We start from the raw sequence: 26066 nt of genomic DNA, 5'->3' as shown, positions 1-26066 counted from the left end.
TTTTGTGTTTTGGTTACATGGCGTCGATCGTATTCCGGTTCTTTGCCTCAATCCATTGCGCCATGTACTGGGTACTTTTGTGGTGGTGATGGCGCAACATGCTGCCGGTGAAATTATCCCGTCGAATGTTCGCCAGATTCTGTCGACATTCCATCAGTCGCTGAATCAACGCCGGGCCATGCAAGGAATGTCGGTAGCGGTTGGCGAGCAAGGTCTGGCCATGCGCCTGTGCCTCAAGCCAGCGAGGCTTGTCGGTGTACAGTTGCACAGCCTGATCGGCAATCTCGCGAGCGGTGCAAGCGACAGCGCCGGGCCAGGCTTCGTCGCCATGCATCGCCTCCGCCCCTACGGGCGTCGTGACGTTGGGGGTGCCGCAGAGCATCGCATCAACAATCTTGCCCTTTATGCCGGCACCGAAACGCAGCGGTGCCAGGCACACTCGAGCCGCCGACATGACTTGCAAGGCATCTTCTGCCCAGTTCATGACATGAAATCCTTGGGCCGGGTTATGCAGTGCTGTCGCCTTGGGTGGCGTGTATGAGCCGTAGATGTGCAGTTGCGCCGCGGGTAGTTGCTCGCGAATCAGCGGCCAGATCGTGGTTTTCATCCACAACACCGCATCCCAATTGGGCGCGTGCCGGAAGTTACCAATGCTGAGAAAGTGCGCCCTGTCTTCAAATGCGGCCGGCGCCACACTCGGCAGATCGACCATCAGCGGGCACCAATGCAAGAGGGTAGCGGGCAATTTGAACTGTTCGATCAACAATTGGATTTCCACTTCGGAAATCATCAGGTTCAAGTCGCAACGATAGATCGCGGCAATCTCACGCTTGGCCAGATCGTTATCGGCCATGAACTCAAACTCTTCACGCAGGCTGGGCGCAAACAGTTCACCGAAGTCATTCGCGTCGTCACTGGCCTTCAAACGCTGTTTGAGACGTTGCTGCCGGGCATCACGCAAGCTCTGCAGGTCCGACGTCTCCAGCACGCGAACGGCGTCGGGACAGTGTTTTTCCACGCGCCAGCCGAACTGTTCTTCCATCATGAAACGGTCGAACAGCACCACATCCGGCGCGAGTTCGCGGATGAATGTGTCGAAGCTGCTGTTGTTCAATTCGATCGGCACTTCGCGAATGCCCAGCGACGTCAGGTCAGCGCGCTGCTCACCATAACCGGCAGGGCTGCTGAAGGTGATGTCCCAACCTTGCTGCAAGAAGGTCTCGAGAATTTGCATCATGTGCCCACCGGCCGCCGAAGAACGGGGCTCGGGCCAGACGTAGCCGATGACCAGGACTTTGGTTTGGCGAGGTTGATTCATGGGCGATTGTTCCAGGCTACAAACGAGAATAAAGCGATACCAGGGAAAAACAGGTGAGAGTGTACGTAACCTTCCAGGTCACCTGAATCGAATGCGGATCACCAGCAATTGTTGTTCATCCAAACCAGCTTACTTCGACTGCGCGAGAATTCCCTGGACCTTGTCTCGCAACTGATCGATCGAAAACGGTTTGCCAATCACCGACATGCCTTCGGGCACGTCAATATTCTCCGCATAACCACTGGCGAACAGGATGGGCAATTGCGGGCGCAGCATCCGGGCCTGGACGGCCAGTTCCCGACCATCCATCACCGGTAGGCCGACGTCGGTCATCATCAAGTCGATGTGCTGGTCCTCGTCATTGAGGAACTCCAGCGCCTGTTCGCTACCATCCGCGTCAAGTACCTTGAACTCCAACTCCTCCAGCACATCGACGATCAGCATGCGCACGATGGCATCGTCTTCGACGACAAGAATGGTGGACGCATTGGCGGTGGACATAGTGGGGTTCCTGAAAAATGATTGGCGGTTGCCGGCTTGCGAAAGCGCCGGTCTCTTGCATGAGTAAGTGACGGCTCCCGACAAGTTCCCGAGGGACGGAAAAAGATTGGTCGCACATGTCAGGCAAGGATACCCGCGTCCATCAACTGGCGCAGGGGAATGTAGGACCTGGCGTTAAAACATGTGAGAAAAATGGATCAATGTGCCAGTTTTGGGGCAAACTCGCCCAATTCTGACAGTTCGACAAGGCCTGCCCCATGACCTCTGCGTCTTTGGTTGATGAGCAACGATTCCGCAAACTCCTGAGCCGCAATATCAGCCTGCCGCTGGGTGTCGGCGCCATCAGCGCTGTTTTCTTCGTGTCATTGATTACCTATCTGCTGTCGACGATCCAATGGGTCGAGCACACCGATCGGGTCATCAATAACGCCAATGAGGCCGTCAAGCTGACGGTCGACCTGGAAACCGGGATGCGCGGGTTTCTGCTCAGTGGCGACGAAAAGTTTCTCCAACCTTATGAAACGGCTAAGCCTCGGGTCGAGGTGGTGCTCAATACGTTGCTCGAACTGACGGCTGACAATCCGGTCCAGACCGATCGCTTGCATCGCCTGCAGTCGTTGCAACAAGAGTGGGCCAATTACGCGCAATCGATGATTGATCTGCAGCGATCGAGCGGCGATTACCGCAGCGCGGTCCGCGCCGGCAAAGGCAAGCGCCTGACCGACGAGATACGCAAGCAGTTCGAAGACGTGATCGACATGGAGCAGCAACTGCGTGCCACGCGCAATGAAGAGGTGCGGCGCACCACCGTCTGGAGCATTGGCCTTTATCTGCTGTTTATCGCAGGCATCAGCGCGTTGCTGGCCTACATCGGCCGTCGTGATCTGTTGAACCTGTCGCAAAGCTACTCCGCGACATTGGCTGCGCAGCAAGCCAGTGCTCAGCGCCTGGAGCAACAAGCGTGGCTGCGCAACGGCCAGACCGAACTGGCCGAGCAGGTATTGGGGCAACTGTCCCTGAATTTACTGGGGCGCAACATCCTGCAATTCTGCGCGCAGTACCTGGGCAGCGCCGTGGCGGCGATTTACGTGCGCGAAGAACATGGTGGCCTGCGGCGCGTGGCGTCTTACGGTTTTTCGCGCGAACAGGAAGCACTTGAGCAACATATCTACAGTGAGGAAGGCATCGTTGGTCAAGTTGCGCATCAGGCTAAGTTGATTCGCCTCGACAACGTGCCGAGCGACTACTTCAAGGTCAGCTCCGGCCTCGGTGAAGGCCTGCCACGCAGTGTGCTGGTGGTGCCGACCAGCGATGACGACCGGGTCAACGGTGTTATCGAACTGGGTTTCCTGCGGCCCTTGGTTGACCGCGACATCGAATTGCTGGAGTTGATTGCCGGTAACATCGGCACGTCTATCGAGGCTGCGCGCTATCGTCAGCGCTTGCAGGAAGTGCTGGCCGAAACCCAGCAACTCAACGAAGAGTTGCAAGTGCAGCAGGAAGAACTCAAGACCGCCAACGAAGAACTCGAAGAGCAGTCGCGGATTCTCAAGGAATCCCAGGCCCATCTCGAGACGCAACAGGTCGAGCTGGAACAGACCAATGAACAACTCGCCGAACAGGCCGAAGTACTGGCCCAACAACGCGACGCCATGGACCTCAAGAACACTGAACTCAATCAGGCGCAGATCCAGCTCGAAGAGCGCGCCGAAGAGTTGCAGCGCTCAAGCAAGTACAAGTCCGAATTCCTCGCCAACATGTCCCACGAACTGCGCACGCCATTGAACAGCTCGTTGATTCTGGCCAAGTTGCTGGCGGAAAACCCTCAGGAAAACCTCAGCGCCGAACAGGTGAAGTTCGCCGAGTCGATTTACTCCGCCGGCAACGATTTGCTCAACCTGATCAACGACATTCTCGATATCTCCAAGGTCGAGGCCGGCAAGCTCGAGATTCGCCCGGAGAACACCAGTGTTGCGCGTCTGGTGGACGGCCTGCGCGGAATGTTCCAGCCGTTGGCAACGGACAAGCAGCTGCAATTCCATGTCGATTTGCAGGACGGCGTGCCCGCGATGATGTTCACCGACCGTCAGCGCCTGGAGCAGGTGATCAAGAATCTGTTGTCCAACGCGGTGAAGTTCACCGAAAAAGGCAGCGTGAGCCTGAGCGTCGCCGCAGCGCCGAACAATGGCATAGCCTTCAGCGTCCGTGATTCCGGCATCGGCATTGCCGCCGATCAGCACGAAAGCATTTTTGAAGCGTTCCGCCAAGCCGACGGCACCACCAACAGGCGATACGGCGGAACCGGTCTGGGGCTGTCGATCTCCCGCGACCTGGCGGCCCTGCTCGGTGGCTCCATCAGCGTGAGCAGCACGCCGGGGCAGGGCAGTGTATTCACCCTGGTCTTGCCGCAGCAGTACATTGAGCCCGGAGAAGAACCGGTCGAACCGATGCGTGCCGCGCCGGTGGCGATTGCACCTTATGTTGCGCCAGCTACCGTGGCGTCGGTGGTGGCGCAGGATATTCCGCGTTTCAATGATGACCGGCAGAAGGCGCCGTTCACCTCGCGTTGCATCCTGGTGGTGGAAGACGAGCCGAACTTTGCGCACATCCTCTTCGATCTCGCGCATGAACTGGGCTACCACTGCCTGGTGGCCCACGGTGCCGACGAAGGTTACGACCTGGCCCGGGAGTTCATTCCCGATGCCATCCTGCTGGATATGCGCCTGCCGGACCATTCCGGCTTGACCGTGCTGCAACGTTTGAAGGAACACGCCGAAACCCGGCACATTCCTGTGCACGTGATTTCGGTCGAGGACCGGGTCGAAGCGGCGATGCACATGGGCGCGATCGGTTATGCGGTCAAACCGACCACCCGTGAAGAACTCAAGGACGTTTTCTCGCGTCTGGAAGCCAAACTGACCCAGAAGGTCAAACGCGTCTTGCTGGTTGAAGACGACGACTTGCAGCGTGACAGTATTTCCCGGTTGATTGGCGACGATGACATCGAGATCACCGCGGTCGGCTTGGCCCAGGATGCACTGCACTTACTGCGAAGCACGATGTTCGATTGCATGATCATCGATCTGAAGCTTCCGGACATGCTCGGCAATGACTTGCTCAAGCGCATGTCTACCGAAGATATCTGCTCGTTTCCGCCGGTGATTGTCTATACCGGACGCAACCTCACCCGGGATGAAGAGGCGGAACTGCGCAAGTATTCGCGCTCGATCATCATCAAGGGCGCGCGCTCGCCCGAGCGTTTACTGGATGAGGTGACACTTTTTCTGCACAAAGTCGAATCGCGGTTGTCCCATGAGCGACAGAAGATGCTCAAGACTGCCCGCAGCCGCGACAAAGTCTTCGAGGGACGCAAAGTGCTGTTGGTGGACGACGATGTACGCAACATCTTCGCCCTCACCAGCGCGCTGGAGCATAAAGGTGCGGTCGTGGTCATCGGCCGTAACGGCCGGGAAGCGATTGAGCGATTGAATGAAGTGGAAGACATCGATCTGGTGTTGATGGACGTGATGATGCCGGAGATGGATGGTTTTGAAGCCACCATCGAGATCCGCAAGGACCCGCGCTGGCGCAAATTGCCGATCATTGCGGTGACGGCCAAGGCCATGAAGGACGATCAGGAACGCTGCCTGCAAGCAGGCGCCAATGATTATCTGGCCAAGCCCATCGACCTGGATCGGTTGTTTTCGTTGATCCGTGTGTGGTTGCCAAAGATGGAACGTATCTAAGTGGAGCGCAATTATTCAGGGGAACGAATCAGCGAGATAGAGTTGCGGTTGTTGATCGAGGCCATCTACCTCAAGTACAGCTACGATTTTCGTGATTATTCAGGCGCTTCCATCAAGCGCCGGGTGAGCCATGCGCTGAGTCAGTTCGAATGCAACACCATTTCGGCCCTCCAGGAAAAAGTCCTGCATGACCCGATGGCCTTCATGCAGCTCCTGCAATTGCTGACAATTCCGGTCAGTGAAATGTTCCGCGACCCTTCGCACTTCCTGGCCATCCGCCAGGAAGTGGTGCCGCTACTCAAGACGTACCCGTCGATCAAGATCTGGATTGCTGGCTGCAGCACGGGGGAGGAGGTCTATTCGATGGCCATCCTCCTGCGTGAAGAGGGCTTGCTTGAGCGCACCATCATTTATGCAACCGACATCAATCCGCGCTCGCTGGACAAGGCCAAGCAGGGAATATTCTCGATGGAGAATGTCCGCGCCTACACTTCCAACTACCAGCAAGCCGGTGGTAAACGCTCGTTCGCCGACTACTATACGGCGGCGTATGGCTACGCCATTTTCGACAAGTCGCTGTGCGAGAACGTGACCTTTGCCGACCACAGCCTGGCTACCGACAGTGTATTTTCAGAAACACAATTAATTTCGTGTCGTAACGTATTGATCTATTTCAATAAAAAACTTCAGGATCGGGCTTTCGGTTTGTTTCATGAGTCGCTGTGCCACCGTGGTTTCCTGGTGCTGGGCAGCAAGGAAACCCCGGATTTTTCAGCCTTCGGCAACCAGTTCGAACCGCTGGTCAAACAAGAACGGATTTATCGCAAATCATGAACAGCGCAACGGGTTTGCCTTCAGTAGAAGCGATCGTGATCGGCGCTTCGGCCGGTGGGGTCGAGGCGCTGCTGAGTATTCTCGGCCCGCTGCGTGCAGGCTTCGTGTTGCCGATCATTGTCGTGTTGCACTTGCCGGAACAGCGTCGCAGCCATCTGGCGGAAGTGTTCGCCCGGCGAGTGTCGCTGCCGGTTCAGGAAGCCAGCGACAAGACTCCGGTGGTGTCCGGCACCCTGTATTTCGCATCGCCCGGCTATCACTTGTCAGTGGAGCAGGACCGCAGCTTTTCCCTGAGCCTGGAAGACCGCGTGCATCATTCGCGGCCGGCCATCGATTACCTGTTCGAGTCTGCCGCCGACGCCTACGGTCCCAGCCTGGCGGCAGTCTTGCTGACGGGCGCCAACCGTGACGGTGCGAACGGTCTGGCGCAGGTCAAGCAGCGCGGCGGTCTGACCATCGTGCAAGACCCGCAGGAAGCCCAGGTTGCAACCATGCCCCAGGCAGCATTGGATATTCACCAACCTGACCACATTCTCCCTATCCGCGGCATCGGCCGTCTGCTTGTCGAGCTGGAACGAATCGCATGCTAAGTAATATCCAGGCCAAACTGCTGATCGTGGACGATCTGCCGGAGAATCTGTTGGCACTCGAAGCGCTGATCAAGCGTGAAGACCGTACCGTCTACAAAGCGCAATCTGCCGACGAGGCCTTGTCGCTGTTGCTGCAACACGAATTCGCCATGGCCATTCTCGATGTACAGATGCCTGGGATGAATGGCTTCGAACTGGCCGAGTTGATGCGCGGTACGGAAAAAACCAAGAACATTCCAATCGTGTTTGTCAGTGCCGCCGGTCGTGAGCTCAATTACGCGTTCAAGGGCTACGAAAGCGGCGCTGTGGACTTCCTGCACAAACCGCTGGACATCCATGCGGTCAAGAGCAAGGTCAACGTTTTCGTCGAGCTGTTCCGCCAGAGCAAGGCGATGAAACAGCAAGTTGAAGAACTCGAGCAAAGTCGCCGCGAGCAGGAAGCGCTGCTCAAGCAATTGCAGAGCACCCAGTTGGAATTGCAACAGGCGGTACGCATGCGCGATGACTTCATGTCGATTGTCGCCCATGAGGTGCGCACGCCGCTCAACGGCCTGATCCTCGAAACCCAGCTGCGCAAGATGCACCTGGCCCGGGATAACGCCTCGGCGTTCACCCTCGACAAAATGCACGCCATGGTCGATCGCGACGAACGGCAGATCAAAAGCCTGATCCGGCTGATCGAAGACATGCTCGATGTGTCACGCATCCGCACCGGCAAATTGTCGATCCGCCCCACGCGGTTTGATCTTTCGGCCCTGGTGCGCGCCCTGCTGGAAAATTTTGCCCAACAGATCGAAGCCGCCGAAGCGACCGTGACACTTGAAGCCGAACAACCAGTGGTCGGCAATTGGGACGAATTCCGCATTGAGCAGGTAGTTTCCAATCTGTTGACCAATGCCTTGCGCTACGGCGCCAAGAGTCCGATCAGCGTCAAGGTGTACAGTGAGCACGGCGAAGCACGGATAGAAGTCCGTGATTGCGGAATCGGCATCAGTGAAGAAAACCAGCAACGGATTTTCCAGCAGTTCGAGCGGGTGTCGGCCAAGCACGCCGTCGCCGGACTGGGTTTGGGATTGTTTATTTCCGAACAGATTGTCACCGCCCATGGCGGTACCATTACCGTCGAAAGCCGGATTGGCGAAGGCGCCCTGTTTCGCGTTTGTCTGCCGCTGTAGGAAAACAGCCCGATAAACGCAACCTCTGATCGACCCCACGGTCGTATCAGCAGCTATTGACCGAACAAAGGCTTCCCATGAGTGAAGATGCACAAGACGTCGTACTGATCGTCGAAGATGACCCCTCGATTCTGATGGTCCTGTCGGCCTATCTGTCGGGGGAGGGCTACCGGGTGTTGCAGGCCGAGAATGGCGAGCAAGCGTTTGAGATTCTCGCCAGCAAGCCGCACCTGGACATGATGATCACTGACTTCCGCCTGCCGGGTGGGATTTCCGGCGTGCAGATCGCCGAGCCCGCGGTAAAACTGCGACCGGAGCTGAAGGTGATTTTCATCAGCGGCTACCCGCAGGAAATCCGTGAAACAGACAGCCCGATCACCCGCTCGGCACCGATACTGGCCAAGCCATTCGACCTGGACGTGTTACAGGAAATCATGCAGGACATGCTCTCCTGAATCGCGGCAGAAGCCGCTTCAGGCGCTGATCATCTCCCGCACCTTGGCCGTCAACAGGTCAAACGTGAATGGCTTGGTGATCATCTGCATGCCCGGATCGAGGAATCCGCCGCGTACGGCCGCGTGTTCGGCATAACCGGTGATGAACAGGACTTTCAGGCCGGGCCGGAACTGCCGGCCGATTTCTGCCAGTTGCCGGCCGTTCATGCCGGGCAGTCCGACATCGCTGATCAACAGGTCGATGCGTTGCGCGGATTCAAAGATCGGCAGGGCGCTATCGGCATCGCACGCTTCGACGAAGGCATAGCCCAAATCACTGAGCACCGTGCTGACCAGCACCCGTACAGCCGGGTCGTCCTCAACGATCAGGACGGTTTCGCCATTCTGCGCGAAGAGCGGGTGGTGACTGTCTACCGGCGGATCCTGCGGCAGATCACCACCGTAACGCGGCAGATAAATGCTCACCGTGGTGCCTTCACCCACTTCGCTTTGAATGGCGACGTGGCCCCGCGATTGTTTGCTGAAGCCATAGATCATCGACAATCCAAGGCCGGTGCCTTGGCCGATCGGCTTGGTGGTGAAGAAAGGGTCAAACGCGCGGTTGATGGTGCTTTGCGGCATGCCGCAGCCATTGTCGGTGACGCTGAGCGTCACGTAATCACCGGGTTCGAGATTGCTGTGCAGGTCGGTAAAGGACTTTTCCAGATGTTGGTTCGAAGTGGTCACTACCAGTCTGCCGCCGTTGGGCATGGCGTCGCGGGCATTGATGACCAGGTTGAGCAGGGCGCTTTCCAGTTGATTGGGGTCGGCCTCGGCCACCCACAGTTGTTCGCTCAACTGCATGTCCAGGCGAATGCTCTCATTGATGCTGCGTTGCAACAGTTCACCCATGGAAACCACCAGCGTATTCATTTCCACGGGTTTGGAATCGAGCGACTGCCGGCGAGAAAACGCCAGCAGGCGATGGGTCAAGCCGGCGGCCCGGTTGGCCGAGGTCACGCCAAGATCGATCAGGCTGTCCAGGTCTTCGATGCGGCCGCGGGCCAGGCGCCGGCGCAGCAGCTCAAGGCTGCCGATGATGCCGGTGAGCATGTTGTTGAAGTCATGGGCGATACCGCCGGTGAGTTGGCCAACCGCTTCCATCTTCTGGGATTGACGCAAAGCTTCTTCGTTGTGGCGCAATTGCGCGGTGCGCTCTTCGACCTGTTGTTCCAGGGTTTCCAGGGTGTTTTGCAGGCGCAGTTCGCTTTGGCTCAAGTCGACCAGCCGATCCCTGGCTTCGTACTGTCGTCGACGGCCGCGCAAGGCGGTGGTCACCAGACTGATCAATGTCTCCGGGTGAAAAGGACGTTCCAGGAACGTGACGTTGCCCAACTGCGGCCCGAAGCGCGAAGCGGGGTTCTGTTCCGGGCCACCGTGGTGCGTCAGCAAAACAATCGGCAAGTCCGACCAGGCCGGTTGTTGATCGATGAGGGTCAACAGCGGACCCAGATCACTGCGCAACAGCGCTTCGGAAGAGATCAGCAGCAAACCGGCGCCTTGCTCCAGTTCGCTGCACAGTTGCGGTAAATCCTGGCTGATGATCCCGTCGAACCCTGCTTCTTTGAGCAACATCATCGCAATCTGACTGTCTCGCCCCAGCGGGGCGAGAATAATTGCGCGTTCGGATGTCGCAGGTTGGGTCATCACAGGCCTTCATCCCCAAGCAATGGAATGCTCGCGCCCATATAGGTCGGCACGCCGCGCAGTACGCCCTGGAAGGCTTCCAACGGTTCGCCGATGGTCATGCCTTTGGCGCTGATGCGGTATTCGCGGATAGTTGCTTCATGGCTGCCGGTACGTTTCTTGATGATTGAAATGGCCCGGCGGACTTTGCCCAAGGCTTCGAAGTAGCGCAATAGAATCACTGAGTCGGCCAGGTAGGTAATGTCCACCGGGGCCTGCATGTCGCCGACCAGTCCATGCTGGGCAACGGTCATGAAGGTCGCAGCGCCTTTGCGGTTGAGGTAAAGCAACAACTCGTGCATGTGCAGTACCAGGGCATTCTCCTCTGGCATCGCCGCTTGATAGCCGTTGATGCTGTCGATCACTACGGTCTTGATGTTGCCTTGATCGACGCAGCGCCGCACCCGGTGGGAAAACTCGCCAGGGGACAGTTCGGCGGCATCCACCTGCTCGATCAGCAGGTTCCCGCCATCCTGCAACGCCTGCAGATCGATACCGATGTTCTTCATCCGCTCGAACAGCAATCCAAGCTCTTCGTCGAAGATGAACAGGGCTGCTTTCTCGCCCCGAGCCACTGCGGCGGCGGCGAACAGCATCGAAATCAGCGATTTGCCAGTGCCGGCCGGCCCGAGAATCAGCGTGCTGGAACCCGTTTCGATGCCGCCACCGAGCAGCGCGTCCATTTCGGCAATGCCGCTGGTCAACTGCCGCCGGACGTAGTTGCCGCGATGTTCGGCGGCCACCAGGCGCGGGAACACGTGCACGCCGTCGGTCATGATCGTGAAGTCATGGAAACCGCCACGGTATTTCTGGCCGCGATATTTCACTACGCGGATACGGCGGCGCTCGGCACCGTAATTGGGCGTCAACTCCTCCAGGCGAATCACACCGTGGGCCACACTGTGCACGGTTTTATCCAAAGATTCGGTGGTCAGGTCGTCGAGCAACAACACCGTGGCATCGTAGCGCACGAAGTAATGCTTGATCGCCAGGATCTGGCGGCGGTAGCGCAGTGAACTCTGCGCCAACAAGCGGATTTCAGACAGGCTGTCGAGGATTACGCGGGTCGGTTTGACCCGCTCGACCACTTCGAAGATCTGTCGTGTGGCTTCACCCAGCTCCAGATCGGAGGAATACAGCAGTGATTGCTGATGCTCGGCGTTCAACACGCTTTCGGGCGGCGTCAGTTCGAAGATATGGACGTTTTCGCCCAGCTCCCAACCGTGGGAACGGGCACCCTGGCGCAACTCGTGTTCGGTTTCAGACAGGGTGATGTATAACGAACGCTCGCCGGCTTCGGCGCCCGCCATGAGGAAATGCAGTGCGACAGTGGTCTTGCCGGTACCCGGTTCGCCTTCAAGTAAAAACACATGGCCGCGGGACAATCCACCATTGAGGATGTCATCCAGGCCTTCAATACCTGTGGCCGCTTTTGTGCTGATCAACTCGTTGGATATAGACAAATAATGCCCTCTCTTGAATAGGGGAAACGAGGCTGCTGGCACGATGGCCATTATAGGCTGCCTGTTTCACTTGACCCTTTGTCGAGACGACGGTTCAACCTTTTCTGCTATGGGCGGTTGATGCGCATAAGGAAACACAGCAGAGAGCGCGTCCTTACAGACCTTGCTGCAAGGCCGGATCATCCGGATTGAGCTGTTCGAGTTGGGCCAGCAGGATCTGTACGTTTTGCAACTGGCCGCTTTCCTTCCAGTAGTTGATCAGCAGCACCCGCGCCCGGCGATCGTTGGGGTGTCGCTGCACGATATCCTGCAATTGCTTCTGCGCCGCTGCCAGTTCCTGTTCACCGTGCAGCGTGGTGGCCAGGTCATAGCGGTAATCCTTGTTGTCCGGTTCAAGCTCTACGGCCTTGGACAGGCCGAGCAGGGCGAACTCGCTTTGTCCGTGATGCAACAGCCACATCCCCAGTGCATGTTGCAAATAGGCTGAATCGGGCTGCGCCTTCAGTTGTTTGGCCAGCAACTGGCGAGCGGCGTCGTTCTGACCAAGTTTATCCAGCACCTCGATCTGCATCACCAGCGCCGGCAAATTGTCCGGGGCAAGGCGCAAAGTATTTTCAAGAGCCTGCTGGGCTTCTTTGAATTGGGCATTGTGCAGATACAACCGCGCCAATTGATATTGGTTTTCGGCACTCTGCGGCGCACTTTTGAGCGTTTGCTGCCAGGCATCGATGGCCTGTTCCAGCGGCGCGAAATACAGACCAAGGTCATCCGGTGAAAGCCCGAGCAATGCGTTGACCGCGGCCAGGCGTACGCTTCGCTCGGGGTCATCGAGCAATGGCCCCAGCAACAGAGTGCGTTGGCCACTGGACACCAGCCCGCTGATGCTTTTGATCGCGGCAATACGCACGTCCGCTGATTCATGCTGCAAATCCGCATCAGCCAGTTTCAGCGCGACGGAGCTCGGATAGTTGGGCAGTTCGGCATGCAGCCAGACGCGTCGTTTCGGCGAAATGTCAGGCCGGGCCAGTTGCTGGTAAAGCACCCGTGCCGCACCCGGTTGGCCGGCCCGGGCCTTTTCCAGAGCTTCGCTGTAACCACGCTTGATGGCCTCCGGTATCACAGGGGTTGTACTGCGCAGAAACGCCCACGCAAGACCGATGGCGAACAGGACACAGAGGCTGATTAGCAGGTAACGGCGGGACTTGGGCATGCAGAATCCGGGCTGGCAAGCTTTTGCAAAGTGATCAGCTTCGGTCAGGCAGGGCTGTGAGTCAAACCTTGGGCGCTTGCAAAGCGCTTTCTTCAGGTTGTCGAGGTTGCGAAGCAGTGTCTACGCTTGCTGAATAGCAATCAACGAGCGTTCCATGCAGCCGTTTTTGCAGTACTTCAAGGCGATCATTCACCCCGGCCCCGGGGTGTTGCTGTTTGCCTTGCGAACCATTGCGGCCGGGTTGCTGACGCTGTACCTGGCATTTGTGTTCGATCTTGAGCAACCCAAATGGTCGATCATGGCCGTGGTCATCATTAGCCAGCCCTTGGCCGGCATGGTCTTGGCCCGCAGTTTCGGCCAAGTCATCGGCACTACGCTTGGCGCGGCTGTGGCGGTGCTGATCATGGCGATTTTCCCCCAGGCGCCGGTGCCGTTTCTTATCACGCTGTCCCTGTGGCTGGCGTTGTGTACTGCCGGTGGCACCTTGTTGCGCTACACCAGTTCGCAGGCATTCGTACTCAGCGGGTATACGGCGGTGGTCGTCGGTTTGCTGGCCGTGCCGGAACCTGACGGCACATTTTTGCTGGCCGTCACCCGTGTCACCGAAACATTGCTCGCGGTGGCCTGTGTTTGCGTGGTGAGTCTATTGACCGCCCGTCCGGAAGCCGTGGCCAAGGATTACTTCGCGCGGATCGATCAGGTGATCAAGCTGCTGGCCACGCACGCCAGCGCCGTCATCCGTACTGAAGAAAGCGAGGCCGAGTTCCATCGGCGACAAATGCAGCTGCTTGCGCAGATTGGTGCATTGGAAGGCGTTCGCCGCCACCTCTATTACGATGCACCGCGGTTGCGCAGTGCCGACGATCTGGTGCAATTGTTGGGCAACCAACTGGTGCTGTTGACGGCACGGCTGACTGCGTTGCGCCATCAGCGCGAATTGTTGCTGGAGCGCTGGGAGGGTGAGATTCCCTTGGAGATTCGGCAGTTGCTCACCGAAGAACTGGAGTTTCTCGATGAATTGGCCCGGCAAGGGCGCGCACTTCCGGCGGAGCAACGACGGCAGTTTGCGGTATTGCAAAAGCGTTTTGATGCGCTGGCTTATCGCTCGGAACAGCTTACCGAACCGCTCAAGGCGACATTACGCTCGCTGTCATGGTCTTTGCGCTGGGAACAGGCGCGAATGCTGCAGCAGCTGGAAACCATTCTTGAGTTGAGCGACGCGATCCAGAGCGGGCGCGGCGCCAGCAGCATGTTTCGTGGGCAGAAGAATCCCTTGCATCTGGATTACACGCTGGCGGCGATGAACGCTATCCGCGCCTACAGCGCGCTGATGGTCGCGGGCCTGATCTGGATCGAAACCGGCTGGGACGGCGCGCGTGGCGGGATGATTGTGACCGGCATTCTCTGTTCGTTGATGGCGACATTTCCCCGGCCATTGCTGGCAGTCCAGAGTTACGCCAGAGGGTTGGGGTTGGCGTTGGTCGTGTCGGCGGTGCTTCAGTTCGCCCTGGTACCGATGATCAGCAGCTTCGAATTGCTCGCTTTGTTATTGGTGCCATTGCTGTATGCGGTCGCCGTCGGGTTGTCCAGCCCGCCGACCACAGGGACCGGGATCGGTCTGGGGCTGACCACGTTTTTGCTGTTAGGTCCGCAAAACACCGGTTTGGGCCAGAACACCGCGATTCAATGGTTCGAATTTGCCGGTGCTTACGTGTGCGCTGCCGCTCTTGCCTTGAGTGTCTATGCCTTGATTTTCCCCTTCAGGCCCGGCCTGCGCATGCGTCGGTTGCACCAGGAAAACTGCGAACAGGTCTACGCCTTGCTGAAAGCTGCGGCCACCGATGAAAACCAGTTTGCTTTCGAAAGCCGCATGGTCGATCGCCTGACCATGATGCTGGGCTTGTTGCCAGCCATCGAGGACTCGTCTTCGCGGGAACTGTTCGAAGTCAGCCTTGGCAGTATGGCCCTGGGCATTGCCTTGAATCAGCTCAGGCAGCAGGGGCAAAACAACGTGTTGTTGAGCCCGCAGACGCAGGAGCGTTTGTTCGCCACCGTTCAGGAAACCGGGCGCCTGGTCGCCGGCCGGGCCAATATCGATGTCGATCGCGTGCTAGGCAGCCTGCACAGCTTGGGTGATGAACTGGACGCGTTGCATTCAAGCGTGCATGAACATTTATGGTCGGTGTTCCGCATGCGCGTAGCGCTGCTGATCGTCGTGTCATTCCTGGAACGACACCGCGGCCACTTTGAATCCACAGCACCCCAAGGAGAACCGACACTTGCCCATTGATCTGGAAATAGGCGGTGTTTATCTGCCGCCGATTGCCCAGGCACTGTTGCTGGGGCTGCCGATATTTTTGCTGCTGGACTGGCTGCTGCGCCGCCTCGGCGTGCTGCGGTTGGTCTGGCATGAAGCGTTGTTCGAAGGCGCGCTGTACGCCTGCGTGTGCGCGACACTGATTCTGTGGATGGGAGCCTGATGCCTTGAAGACGATTCTTGCCCGACTCTCGACGTTAGCCGTGGTAGCGCTGGCGTTTGTGCTCGGCTGGTTTGCCTGGGAGCATTACACGCGCGCGCCGTGGACCCGGGACGCCAGGGTACGCGCCGATGTGGTGACATTGTCCGCTGATGTCGCCGGACGCATCGTCAAACTCAACGTGCAGGATAACCAGCATGTGGACAAGGGCCAGTTGCTGCTGGAGATCGATCCCTCGCGCTACACCCTGGCAGTGGAGCACGCCAAGCGCGCGGTGGAAGTGTCCAAGGCCTCACTGGGGCAATCGCAAGCGACGATTGTCGCCAGCCAGGCACTGCTTCGCCAGCGCCAGAGCGAAGAACGCCGTCGGCGGACCCTCAAGGAACGCTCGGCAATCTCCGGCGAAGAGTGGGAAAAAGCCAACACCGATGTATCCGTGGCCGAAGCTGATTTGCTGCGCAACCAGGCCAATCTGGGGTTTGCCCAGGCCAACGTGCAACTGGCGATTGCTGCGCTGGCCGAGGCTGAACATGATCTTGAACGCACCCGGGTCGAGTCGCCGGTCAGCGGCTACGTCACCAATCTGCTGACCCGCCAGGGTGACTATGCAACGGCGGGTGGACCCTTGGTGGCGCTGGTGGACAGCGATTCGTTTTATATCAGCGGCTACTTCGAAGAAACCAAATTGCCGCGAATCGGGGAGGGCGACCGGGTCGCTATCGAGTTGATGAGTGGCGAGCGATTTGGCGGCACCGTGCAAAGCATCGCCTTCGCCATCGCCGACCGTGAAAACCTGCCGGGCGGGCGTTTGCTGGCCAACATCAACCCCAGTTATACCTGGGTGAAACTGGCGCAGCGGGTGCCGGTGCGGATACGGATCGACGAGGATTATGCGGGCAAGGACAAACTGCGCGCCGGAACAACAGCCACCGTGACCGTGCAGCAATCCCAAAATTCCGAAGACCAGCGCTACCCCCCGTAGGAGCCGAGCTTGCTCGCTATAGCGTCATGTCAGCCACTATCAATGTTGAAGTTTCGACCGTCATCGCGAGCAATCTTAGCTCCTACAGGATCCATGTTGTTTGGCTGAAAAAATGCAAAAAAAGCCCCGCGACCGAATGATACGCGGGGCAAAAAATTTGGTTGGTTGCGGCCAACCAAAGGAGCTCTTTAGTAAACCGAATTACTTGCTGGCGACCGTCTCCGGCTGCCAGCCACCGCCCAGGGCCTTGTAGATCGCGACGATGCCGCGATACAGATCGACCTCAGCCTGGGCCTGGGTATCTTCAGCCGCCAGACGTTCGCGCTGCGCATCCAGCAGCACGAGGAAATCGGCGGTGCCTTCGCGGTAGCGGATCTCGGCGAGATCGGCTGCGGAGCGGCTGGACTCACTCTGGCGAATCAATGAAATAAGCCGTTGTTGGCGCTTGCCGTAATCGCTGAAGGCGTTCTCCGATTCTTCCAGGGCCAACAGCACTTGTTGCTCGTAGGTCGCCAGTGCGCCTTCGGCGTCGGCATCGGCGCCGCGCAGACGGGCACGCACGCTGCCCAGATCGAAGGCCGCCCAGGTAATGCTCGGGCCAAGCGCCCAGGCGTTGGCCGCCGAGGAGCCGATCTGCGAACCGCGCCCGGCGGTGAAGCCGAGGAAGCCGCTGAGGCTGACACGCGGGAACAAATCCGCTTTGGCCACGCCGATGCGCGCCGTGGCCGAGGCCAGTTTGCGTTCGGCACTGAGAATATCCGGACGGCGTTGCAGCAGTTCACCCGGATCACCAATCGGCAGCGCCTTGGCAATCGCCGGCAGGTCTTTGGGGCTGAGGTCCACAGTCAGCTTGTCCGGGCGTTCACCGAGCAGGGTAGCGATGCGGTTTTTCTGCCGCACCTGCTCCGCCTGCAATTGCGGCACGCTGGCTTCGACCGAGGCCAGGCGCGCATCGGCGCGCTCGACATCGAGCTGATCGCCAACGCCGGCATCACGCAGGCTGATGGTGATCTTGCGCGATTCCTGCTGGTTCTCCAGGTTGGCCAGGGCAATCTTTTCCCGCAGCTGGGCACCGCGCAGTTGACCGTAAGCATCCACCAGTTCGGCGATCATGGTCACTTGCAGCTGGTACAGATCAGCCTCGAGTGCCTGTTGCTCGGCGTTGGCCGATTCCAGATTGCGCTGGATGCGGCCAAACAGATCGATCTCCCAGGCCATGTCCAGGCCCAGGTCGTAGCGTTCGCTATTGACCCGGTCAGTGGTTTCGCCAGGGATCTGGCCCTTGCCCAGGTCACTGCTGACCCGGCTGGTGATCGTCGGCATCGCGTCATTGCTGACGTCGTCACGGATCGCCCGCGCCGCTTTCCAGCGGGCGAAGGCGACGCGCAGATCGCGGTTGCCCTTGAGCGATTCAGTCACCAACTGGTTGAGGGTCGGGTCTTCGAACTGCTGCCACCAGATGCCTTCGAAACGCGAGCGGTCAAAATTCTTCTGACCGGCCGCACCGTCGGTGGCGGTGGTGATGTTGGCCGGTTCTGTGGCTGGGGTCTTGTAGTCCGGGCCGACGGCACAGGCGCTCAGTGCCAGTACCAGCAGGCTCGGCAGGAAAGCTTTCAAACTCATCAATGCGACTCCAGCTGATTTTGCAGTTTCAGCGCCTTGGCGGCTTTGCGCGCTTCACCGCGTTCGACGAAGTTACGGATCAGTACGTAGAACACCGGCGTCAGCAGCAGACCGAAGAAGGTCACCCCGAGCATCCCGGAGAACACCGCCACACCCATCGCATGACGCATCTCGGCACCGGCACCGCTGGAGAACACCAGTGGCACCACACCCATGATGAACGCGAAGGAGGTCATCAGGATCGGCCGCAGACGCAGACGGCACGCTTCGAGTACCGCCGCCAGCGGGCTCATGCCTTCGAGCTGTTTGTCCTTGGCAAACTCGACGATCAGAATCGCGTTCTTACAGGCAAGCCCCACCAGTACGATCAAACCGATCTGGGTAAAGATGTTGTTGTCGCCACCGGAGGCGATCACCCCGGTAATGGCCGACAGCAGGGTCATCGGTACGATCAGGATCACCGCCAGTGGCAGGCTCCAGCTTTCGTATTGGGCCGCCAACACCAGGAACGCCAGCAGCACACAGAGCGGGAACACGAACAGCGCGGTGTTGCCGGACAGAATCTGCTGGTAGGTCAGGTCGGTCCATTCGTAGGTCATGCCGTTCGGAAGTTCTTCCTTGAGCAGTTTCTCGATGGCTTTTTCGGCCTGGCCGGAGCTGTAGCCGGGGGCTGCCGCACCGTTGATTTCAGCGGTAATGAAACCGTTGTAGTGCATCACGCGGTCAGGTCCCGAGGTGTCGCTGACCTTGATGAAGGTCGCCAGCGGGATCATCTCGCCTTTGTTGTTGCGCACTTTCAGCTGGCCGATCTGGTCGGATTCGAGGCGGAACTGTTGTTCGGCCTGAACGTTGACCTGATAGGTGCGACCGAAGCGGTTGAAGTCGTTGGCATACAGCGAACCCAGGTAGATCTGCAGGGTGTCGAAGATGTCGCTGACGGCCACGCCGTGGGTCTTGGCTTTCTCACGGTCGATGGCGGCATCGACCTGTGGCACGTTCACGGTGTAGCTGGTGAACAACCCGGCCAGTTCCGGCACGCTGTGGCTCTTGTTGATGATGTTCATGGTTTCTTTGTACAGCTCTTCGTAGCCCAGGTTGCCCCGGTCTTCGATCTGCAGGCGGAAACCACCGATGGTGCCCAGGCCTTGTACCGGCGGTGGCGGGAAGATCGCCATGTAGGCTTCCTGAATCCCGGCGTACTGGCCGTTCAAGGCACCGGCGATGGCACCGGCGGACATGCTCGGGTCTTTGCGCTCGTCGAACGGTTTCAAGGTCACGAACACGATGCCGGCGTTCGGGCTGTTGGTGAAACCGTTGATCGACAGGCCAGGGAAGGCCACCGCGCTTTCCACGCCAGGCTGTTTCAGCGCCAGGTCGGACATGCGCTTGATCACGTCTTCGGTACGGTCCAGGCTCGCCGCATCCGGCAATTGCGCGAAGGCCACCAGGTATTGCTTGTCCTGGCCGGGTACGAAACCGGTCGGGGTGCTGGAAAAACCGAAGAAGGTCAGGACCATCAGGCCGGCATACAGCAGCAGGGCGATACCGCTTGAGCGGATCACACGGGCAACGGTGCCGACATAACCGTGGCTGGCCTTTTCGAAGAAACGGTTGAACGGGCGGAACAACCAGCCGCCAAACATCTTGTCCAGCACCTTGGAGAAACGATCCTTCGGTGCGTCATGGCCCTTGAGCAATACCGCAGCCAGTGCCGGCGACAGGGTCAGCGAGTTGAAGGCCGAAATCACCGTCGAAATCGCAATGGTCAAGGCGAACTGCTTATAGAACTGACCCGTCAGGCCAGAAATGAACGCCGCCGGTACGAACACCGCACACAGCACTAGCGCCGTGGCGATGATCGGGCCGGTGACCTCGCCCATGGCTTTTTTGGTCGCTTCGACCGGCGTCAGTCCGAGTTCAATGTTGCGCTCGACGTTCTCCACCACCACGATCGCATCGTCGACCACGATACCGATCGCCAATACCAGGCCGAACAACGACAGGGCGTTCAGCGAGAATCCGAACAAGTGCATCACCGCAAACGTACCGATCAACGATACCGGCACCGCCACCAACGGAATGATCGACGCGCGCCAGGTCTGCAGGAACAGGATCACCACCAGCACCACGAGGATCAGCGCTTCGAAGAGGGTATGCACCACTGCCTCGATGGAACCGCGCACGAAGATCGTCGGGTCATAGACAATGCTGAAGTCCATGCCTTCGGGGAAGCTCTTCTTCAGCTCGGCCATTTTCGACCGCACTTCGTTGGAGATTTCGATCGCGTTCGAACCCGGACGCTGGAAGATCGGGATCGCCACCGCCGGCTGGTTGTTGAGCAACGAGCGCAGGGCGTATTGGCTGGAACCCAGCTCGACCCGAGCGATGTCTTTAAGGCGAGTGATTTCACCGTTATCGCCCGAGCGAATGATGATGTTCTCGAACTCTTCCTCGGAAACCAGACGACCCTGGGTGTTGACCGACAGCTGGAACGCGGTGGCATTCGGCGCAGGCGGGGCGCCCAGGGCACCGGCCGCTACCTGGCGGTTCTGTTCACGAATCGCGGTCACTACATCCGTTGCAGTCAGGTTGCGCGAAGCGGTCTTGTTCGGATCGAGCCACACCCGCAGCGAGTAATCGCCCATGCCGAACAGTTGAACGTCACCGACACCGCCCAGACGCGCCAGCTCATCCTTGATGTTGAGCAGGGCGTAGTTGGACAAGTAGAGCATGTCGTAGCGTTTGTCCGGCGAGGTCAAGTGCACCACCATCGTCAGGTCGGGCGACGCCTTGTCCACGGTGATGCCGATGCGCGTCACTTCCTCGGGAAGTTTCGGCTCGGTCCGGGTCACGCGGTTCTGCACCTGCACCTGAGCGTTGTCCAGGTCAGTGCCCAGCGCAAAGGTGATGGTCAGGGTGATCTTGCCGTCGGCGGTCGACTGCGAGGACATATAGAGCATGTTCTCGACGCCGGTGATCGCTTGCTCCAGGGGAGCGGCTACGGTTTCACCGATGACTTTCGGGTTGGCACCCGGGAAGTTCGCACGAACCACAACAGTCGGCGGCACCACTTCCGGGTATTCGCTGATCGGCAACTGGAACAGCGAGATCGCACCGGCGATCAGGATCAGCAGCGAAAGCACCGCTGCGAAGATCGGCCGTGAAATGAAGAATTGGGAGAAATTCATCGGAGTCGTTATCCCTTAACCGCGTGGGGTCGCTGCAGCCAGTTTCACAGCCGTGCCCGGCGCAACCTTGGCAGGTGCGACTTGTGGCAGGTTGCTGGCTTCCAGCGCTTGTCGTTGTTGTGCGAGGGCCGCGAGCGTTTGTTCGCTGGCCATCGGGATCACTTCAGGGGTGACTGGCGAACCGGGGCGTACCCGTTGCAGGCCCTTGACGATGATGGTGTCGTCCTTGTTCAAGCCGTTGCGCACGATGCGCAAGCCTTCGATCTTCGGCCCCAGCTCAACGGCGCGGTAGGCGGTCTTGTTGTCGGCATCCATCACCAGCACAAACTTTTTGCCAAGGTCAGTGCCGACTGCTTCGTCATTGATCAGCATGGCGTTGTAGGTGCCGCTGCCTACCAGTTTCAGGCGTGCATACAGGCCCGGGGTGTAGCTGCCGTCGCTGTTGTCGAACACGGCGCGACCACGGATGGTGCCGGTTTTCGGGTTGACCTGGTTGTCGACGAAGTTCATCACGCCCTGGTGCGGGTTGCCGTCTTCGTTGGACAGGCCCATGTAAACCGGGGTGGTGGCGCCGCGTTTACCCTGGCGTGCGAGTTGGGTGTACTTGAGGAACACACGCTCGTCAGCGTCGAAGTAGGCATAGACCTTGTCGGTGGACACCACGCTGGTCAGCGCGGTGGTATCGGCGGTCACCAGGTTACCGGCGGTGATCTCGGCACGGCTGACGCGACCGCTGATCGGCGCGGTGACGCGGGTAAAGCTGAGGTTCAGCTTGGCCAGGTCCAGTTGAGCTTGCAGGGCGCCGACTGCGGCGCGGGCTTCCTGGGCGGCACTGGTTCGCGAATCGGCCAGTTCGGCGGAAATCGCATTGCTGGTACGCAGGCGCTCACCGCGCTGGGCTTCGTTTTCGCTGCGGGTGGCGGTGGCGCGGGCCTGAGAGACCAGCGCTTCGAGGCGGCGAACCTCGGCCTGGAACGGACGCGGGTCAATCTGGAACAACAGGTCGCCTTTCTTGACGAGGGCACCCTCGGTGAACGCCACTTCATCGATCTGGCCGGAGACCCGTGGACGGATCTCTACGGTTTCCGGTGCCTCAAGGCGCCCGGTGAACTCGTCCCACTCGTTGACCGGCTGCTCGAGCACCTTGGCGACGCTGACTTTCGCCGCCGGCATCGTAGCGGCCGTTTCCGGTGCCTTGCCGCAAGCGCTGATCACCACCATGGCCAATAAAGCCAACGGGAAGCGCAAATGTTTGAATGACTGTTCCATGGATGCATCCGCCAATGTGTTTAGATTGGCGAATGATGCTCGGCGAGGTTGTATGGCACGAATCGAATGAGCCGAAGGTAACTATCATCCGGAATGATATGAGGCCCCATGCAGCCCTCTAGCATGCACCTCTGATCAGCGGACTATCAATTGAGTCAATAGCAATTCAGTGTTGCCGAAAATGCATCAAAGGGCATGAGTCAACGCCACCGGCAGGCAGTTAAGCGTGACCGGACACTGTCGAGTATCTACACTGCCCGCTATCGGAGTTGATTCCGGCCCGCCCTGGATAACAAGCATGTCCCTTCAAAGTCGCAACAATGTAAAAGTGATCGGTGAAGGCTCGGCGACGCTCATTTTGTCCCATGGCTTTGGCTGCGACCAGACCATGTGGCGTTATCTCGTCGATCACTTCACCGGGCATTTCAAAGTCGTGCTGTACGATCTGGTAGGCGCGGGTCAATCGGACCTCGGGGCCTATGTTCGCCAAAAATACGACTCGTTGGCGGGCTACGCTCAGGATTTGGGTGACATCATTGATGAGTATGCCTGCGGGCCAGTGATCGTGGTCAGCCACTCCGTCAGCAGTATGATCGGTGTCCTGGCTGACCGCATGTCCCCCGGGAAAATCGACGCGCATGTGATGATCGGCCCGTCGCCATGCTATATCGATTCCGACAACTACGTGGGTGGCTTCAAGCTTGAAGACATTCACTCGCTGCTTGATACCCTGGACAGCAACTATCTGGGCTGGTCCAGCACCATGGCCCCGGTCATCATGGGCGCACCCGGCCAGCCGGCGCTGAGCGAAGAGTTGACCAACAGCTTTTGTCGTACCGAGCCTGAGATCGCCAAGCAGTTCGCACGGGTGACGTTCATGTCCGACAATCGCAAGGATGTTGCCGGATTGACCACCCCGACATTGATTCTGCAATCGGCCGATGATCTGATCGCCCCCATTGCGGTCGGCAAGTACCTGGAAGCCGTAATGCCCAACAGCACACTGTGCATCGTCGCCAACGTCGGTCATTGCCCGCACATGAGTGTACCTAGCGCCTGTTCTGAAGCTATCGACAACTTCTTGTTGCCGTGGACGGCTGCCAATGCCGGCTGACATACCGTTTTTGCTCGATCCGCAAGCACTGTTCGACGGGGCTCCCTGCGGGCTGGTCGTCACCAGGGAAGATGGCACCATTGTGCGTAGCAATCAGACCTTCAGCCATTGGATCGGCTGCGATGCCCCTGATTTGGTCGGTCGGCGTTTCCAGGACCTGTTGACGATGGGTGGGCGGATTTTCCACCAGACCCACTGGGCGCCCCTGATGCAGATGCAGGGTTCGGTGGCCGAAGTGAAGCTCGATCTGCTGCACCGAAACAAACGCATCATCACTATGCTGCTCAACGGCGTGCGACGAGAGCACGAAAGTGGCGCGTTTTATGAACTGGCGCTGTTCGGCACCACCGATCGCGACAAGTACGAGCGCGAATTGCTCAACGCCCGGCGAACTGCAGAAGCTTTGCTGCGGGAAAAAACAGCAGCCGAAACGGCCCTGCAACAGGCGCAAACAGCGTTGAACGACGCTTACGAAAAATCCCAGCGCCGCGCTTCATTCGCCGAACAAATGGTCGCGATTGTCAGCCACGATCTGAAGAACCCTTTGACGGCTATCAGAATGGCTTCCGACATCCTCGCCCAATCCGAGCGCAGCGCAAAGGAAAGCAAGATGCTCGAGCACATCAGTCGCTCGACCGACCGCGCCGAGCGCATGATCGGAGATTTGCTGGACTTTGCCCTGGCGCGCATTGGGCGGGGTATAGCGGTCAATCCCGATTGGCTGGATTTGCATCGATTCATCAGCCAAAGCATTGATGAACTGCGTGTCGCTTTTCCGCAAGCCACACTCTTGCACACGTCCAACGGTTCTGGCCGCGCTTATCTGGATGCTGACCGGGTGCAGCAAGTCATTGGCAATCTGGTCGCCAACAGCGTGGCGTATGGTGATCTGGCGCATCCGATCACTATTGTTTCCGAATGGGGTGACGATCAATCGGTGATCTCGGTCCATAACCACGGCCCGGCAATTGCGGATGCATTAGTGGCCGCTCTGTTCGAACCCATGACCCGTGGCACCGAAACCGACAGTGATGTGCGAAGCGTGGGGCTTGGTTTGTTCATCGTCAGAGAAATAGCCAGGTCCCATGGCGGGGAGGTTGCGGTCAGCTCGACGGCCGAGGAGGGCACTCGGTTCAGCGTGCATCTTCCCCATCCTGAATAAGGCCGGTCAACAAATTACCAATGATCGACGTGGTGTTGTGTTCCAGAGTTTCGATTGATTGTTTGGCGAATCGCAGGACCCCGCGGGATCAACCAAGGCCCGAGCTCAACGGAGCACAGCAAAGGCCAGGCTGTACCGGGTTGTCATTGGGGGCAGGGTGTTGAAATCAACCCGATGCATTTGTTTCAGATAAATGTGGCCTGGCATCCGGGCTGCTTTTACTATCGAGTGCCATCCGACATGTTTACCGCGTGCTGTTGAGCGCGCGGTGTTTAAAACCAAGGGGCTTGCATGGCTCAGTCGACTTCTTCATTGGTAGCTCCTCTGCGTGCTTTCTTTACACAGTTGACCCGTTCTGGACGGGGAGGCATGGCGTTTTGGCTGGTGTTGGCCTGTGTGATGGCGTTGCTGATGGTGAGCGGTTACAGCGCTGTTGTCGGGGGCAACAAGGACAATCTGCGTTTTGCTTTACTCGGGGGATTGTCCGGATTCGGCGCAACGGCGCTCGGCGCAGTGGTGGCGATTGCGCTTCGCGACATTGCGGCTCGCACCCAGGACATCATGCTCGGCTTTGCTGCCGGGATGATGCTGGCCGCCAGCTCTTTCTCGCTTATTCTTCCTGGCATCGAGGCGGCTCGGCAACTGAGCGGCAATGGGTTACTGGCAGCCGGTATTGTCGTATTGGGTTTGGCACAGGGCGTTGCCTTGATGATCGGTCTTGATCGATTTGTGCCTCACGAGCACGAAAAAAGCGGCCGACGCGGCCCAGAAGCCAAACGGATCAATCGGGTATGGCTGTTCGTCCTGGCCATCACGTTGCACAACTTGCCCGAAGGCATGGCGATCGGTGTCAGCTTTGCAACAGGCGACATGCAGGTGGGAATACCGCTGACCACGGCGATCGCCCTTCAGGACATACCCGAAGGTCTGGCGGTTGCAATGGCTTTGCGAGTGACCGGTATTACGGCACTGCGCGCGGCGCTGATTGCCGTCGGATCAGGCCTGATGGAGCCTTTTGGCGCCCTGGTCGGCCTCGGTATTTCCAACAGCTTTGCCCTTGGCTACCCCATCGCACTCGGCCTTGCCGCCGGCGCCATGATCTTTGTGGTGTCCCATGAAGTCATTCCCGAGACCCATCGCAATGGTCATGAAACACCGGCAACACTGGGCCTGATGCTGGGCTTTGGCGTCATGATGTTTCTCGATACTGCGCTGGGATAAAACACTCGCGTTA

At 58.7% G+C, this 26066-nt stretch carries 19 protein-coding genes; 11 read left to right on the top strand and 8 right to left on the bottom strand.

The window, feature by feature from the left end:
* Positions 1–13: 13 nt before the first annotated feature.
* The gene (locus tag ASD60_RS18665; RefSeq protein ID WP_056855418.1) at positions 14–1318 is read right to left on the bottom strand and encodes a glycosyltransferase; all 1305 of its coding nucleotides are present in this window, start codon (positions 1316–1318) and stop codon (positions 14–16) included.
* A gap of 129 nt (positions 1319–1447) precedes the next feature.
* Positions 1448–1819: a response regulator gene (locus ASD60_RS18660; protein ID WP_056855417.1), complete on the bottom strand. Its 372-nt coding sequence runs from the start codon at positions 1817–1819 to the stop codon at positions 1448–1450.
* Positions 1820–2076: 257 nt separating this feature from the next.
* Between ASD60_RS18660 and ASD60_RS18655 the strand changes: the two genes are divergently transcribed.
* From ASD60_RS18655 to ASD60_RS18635, 5 genes are all read left to right on the top strand, one after another.
* Complete coding sequence (locus tag ASD60_RS18655; RefSeq protein WP_056855416.1) at positions 2077–5565, top strand: response regulator; 3489 nt, start codon at positions 2077–2079, stop codon at positions 5563–5565.
* Positions 5566–6399 (top strand): CheR family methyltransferase, encoded by an 834-nt coding sequence (locus ASD60_RS18650; RefSeq protein ID WP_056855415.1) that lies wholly within the window; start codon positions 5566–5568, stop codon positions 6397–6399.
* On the top strand, positions 6396–6989 hold the full coding sequence (locus ASD60_RS18645) for a chemotaxis protein CheB (protein WP_056855414.1): 594 nt from the start codon (positions 6396–6398) through the stop codon (positions 6987–6989). The genes ASD60_RS18650 and ASD60_RS18645 overlap by 4 nt, the downstream gene beginning before the upstream one ends.
* Positions 6983–8164 (top strand): hybrid sensor histidine kinase/response regulator, encoded by a 1182-nt coding sequence (locus ASD60_RS18640; protein ID WP_056855413.1) that lies wholly within the window; start codon positions 6983–6985, stop codon positions 8162–8164. Before ASD60_RS18645 ends, ASD60_RS18640 begins: the two co-directional genes overlap by 7 nt.
* 77 nt (positions 8165–8241) lie before the next feature.
* A complete protein-coding gene (locus ASD60_RS18635; protein ID WP_056855412.1) occupies positions 8242–8619 on the top strand; it encodes a response regulator in 378 nt (125 codons plus the stop codon).
* Positions 8620–8637: 18 nt separating this feature from the next.
* Here ASD60_RS18635 and ASD60_RS18630 read toward each other — a convergent pair whose 3' ends face one another.
* The 3 genes from ASD60_RS18630 to ASD60_RS18620 form a co-directional block, all read right to left on the bottom strand.
* On the bottom strand, positions 8638–10305 hold the full coding sequence (locus ASD60_RS18630) for an ATP-binding protein (protein ID WP_056855411.1): 1668 nt from the start codon (positions 10303–10305) through the stop codon (positions 8638–8640).
* Entirely contained in the window at positions 10305–11807 is a 1503-nt protein-coding gene (locus tag ASD60_RS18625) for an ATPase domain-containing protein (protein ID WP_056855410.1), read from the bottom strand. Before ASD60_RS18625 ends, ASD60_RS18630 begins: the two co-directional genes overlap by 1 nt.
* A gap of 154 nt (positions 11808–11961) precedes the next feature.
* A complete protein-coding gene (locus ASD60_RS18620) occupies positions 11962–13017 on the bottom strand; it encodes a tetratricopeptide repeat protein (RefSeq protein WP_056855409.1) in 1056 nt (351 codons plus the stop codon).
* Positions 13018–13171: 154 nt separating this feature from the next.
* Here ASD60_RS18620 and ASD60_RS18615 point away from each other — a divergent pair, with 154 nt between their 5' ends.
* Genes ASD60_RS18615 through ASD60_RS18605 form a run of 3 tightly spaced genes read left to right on the top strand, consistent with a single transcriptional unit; the run spans position 13172 to position 16476 of the window.
* The gene (locus tag ASD60_RS18615) at positions 13172–15307 is read left to right on the top strand and encodes an FUSC family protein (protein ID WP_056855408.1); all 2136 of its coding nucleotides are present in this window, start codon (positions 13172–13174) and stop codon (positions 15305–15307) included.
* Positions 15297–15497, top strand: coding sequence for a DUF1656 domain-containing protein (locus ASD60_RS18610; RefSeq protein WP_056855407.1), 201 nt, complete (start codon positions 15297–15299; stop codon positions 15495–15497). Before ASD60_RS18615 ends, ASD60_RS18610 begins: the two co-directional genes overlap by 11 nt.
* Positions 15498–15501: 4 nt before the next feature.
* A complete protein-coding gene (locus ASD60_RS18605; RefSeq protein ID WP_056855406.1) occupies positions 15502–16476 on the top strand; it encodes an HlyD family efflux transporter periplasmic adaptor subunit in 975 nt (324 codons plus the stop codon).
* Positions 16477–16677: 201 nt separating this feature from the next.
* Here the strand turns inward: ASD60_RS18605 and ASD60_RS18600 are convergent, their stop codons facing one another.
* Genes ASD60_RS18600 through mexE form a run of 3 tightly spaced genes read right to left on the bottom strand, consistent with a single transcriptional unit; the run spans position 16678 to position 22556 of the window.
* Positions 16678–18099, bottom strand: coding sequence for an efflux transporter outer membrane subunit (locus ASD60_RS18600; protein WP_056855405.1), 1422 nt, complete (start codon positions 18097–18099; stop codon positions 16678–16680).
* Complete coding sequence (locus ASD60_RS18595; RefSeq protein WP_056855404.1) at positions 18099–21287, bottom strand: efflux RND transporter permease subunit; 3189 nt, start codon at positions 21285–21287, stop codon at positions 18099–18101. Before ASD60_RS18595 ends, ASD60_RS18600 begins: the two co-directional genes overlap by 1 nt.
* Positions 21288–21302: 15 nt before the next feature.
* Complete coding sequence (mexE, locus tag ASD60_RS18590) at positions 21303–22556, bottom strand: multidrug efflux RND transporter periplasmic adaptor subunit MexE (RefSeq protein WP_056855403.1); 1254 nt, start codon at positions 22554–22556, stop codon at positions 21303–21305.
* 298 nt (positions 22557–22854) lie between these two features.
* Between mexE and ASD60_RS18585 the strand changes: the two genes are divergently transcribed.
* From ASD60_RS18585 to ASD60_RS18575, 3 genes are all read left to right on the top strand, one after another.
* Positions 22855–23670, top strand: a complete 816-nt coding sequence (locus ASD60_RS18585; RefSeq protein WP_056855402.1) for an alpha/beta fold hydrolase — start codon at positions 22855–22857, stop codon at positions 23668–23670.
* Entirely contained in the window at positions 23660–24832 is a 1173-nt protein-coding gene (locus tag ASD60_RS18580) for a PAS domain-containing sensor histidine kinase (RefSeq protein ID WP_056855401.1), read from the top strand. Before ASD60_RS18585 ends, ASD60_RS18580 begins: the two co-directional genes overlap by 11 nt.
* A gap of 291 nt (positions 24833–25123) precedes the next feature.
* Positions 25124–26053 carry a ZIP family metal transporter gene (locus tag ASD60_RS18575; protein ID WP_056855400.1) on the top strand — a complete coding sequence of 310 codons (930 nt, stop codon included), beginning with the start codon at positions 25124–25126 and terminating at the stop codon, positions 26051–26053.
* The last annotated feature ends 13 nt before the right edge of the window (positions 26054–26066 follow it).

It is taken from the genome of Pseudomonas sp. Root562 (genome assembly GCF_001427125.1).
Classification (GTDB): Bacteria; Pseudomonadota; Gammaproteobacteria; order Pseudomonadales; family Pseudomonadaceae; genus Aquipseudomonas.
This window is presented reverse-complemented; position numbering and strand designations above follow the sequence as displayed.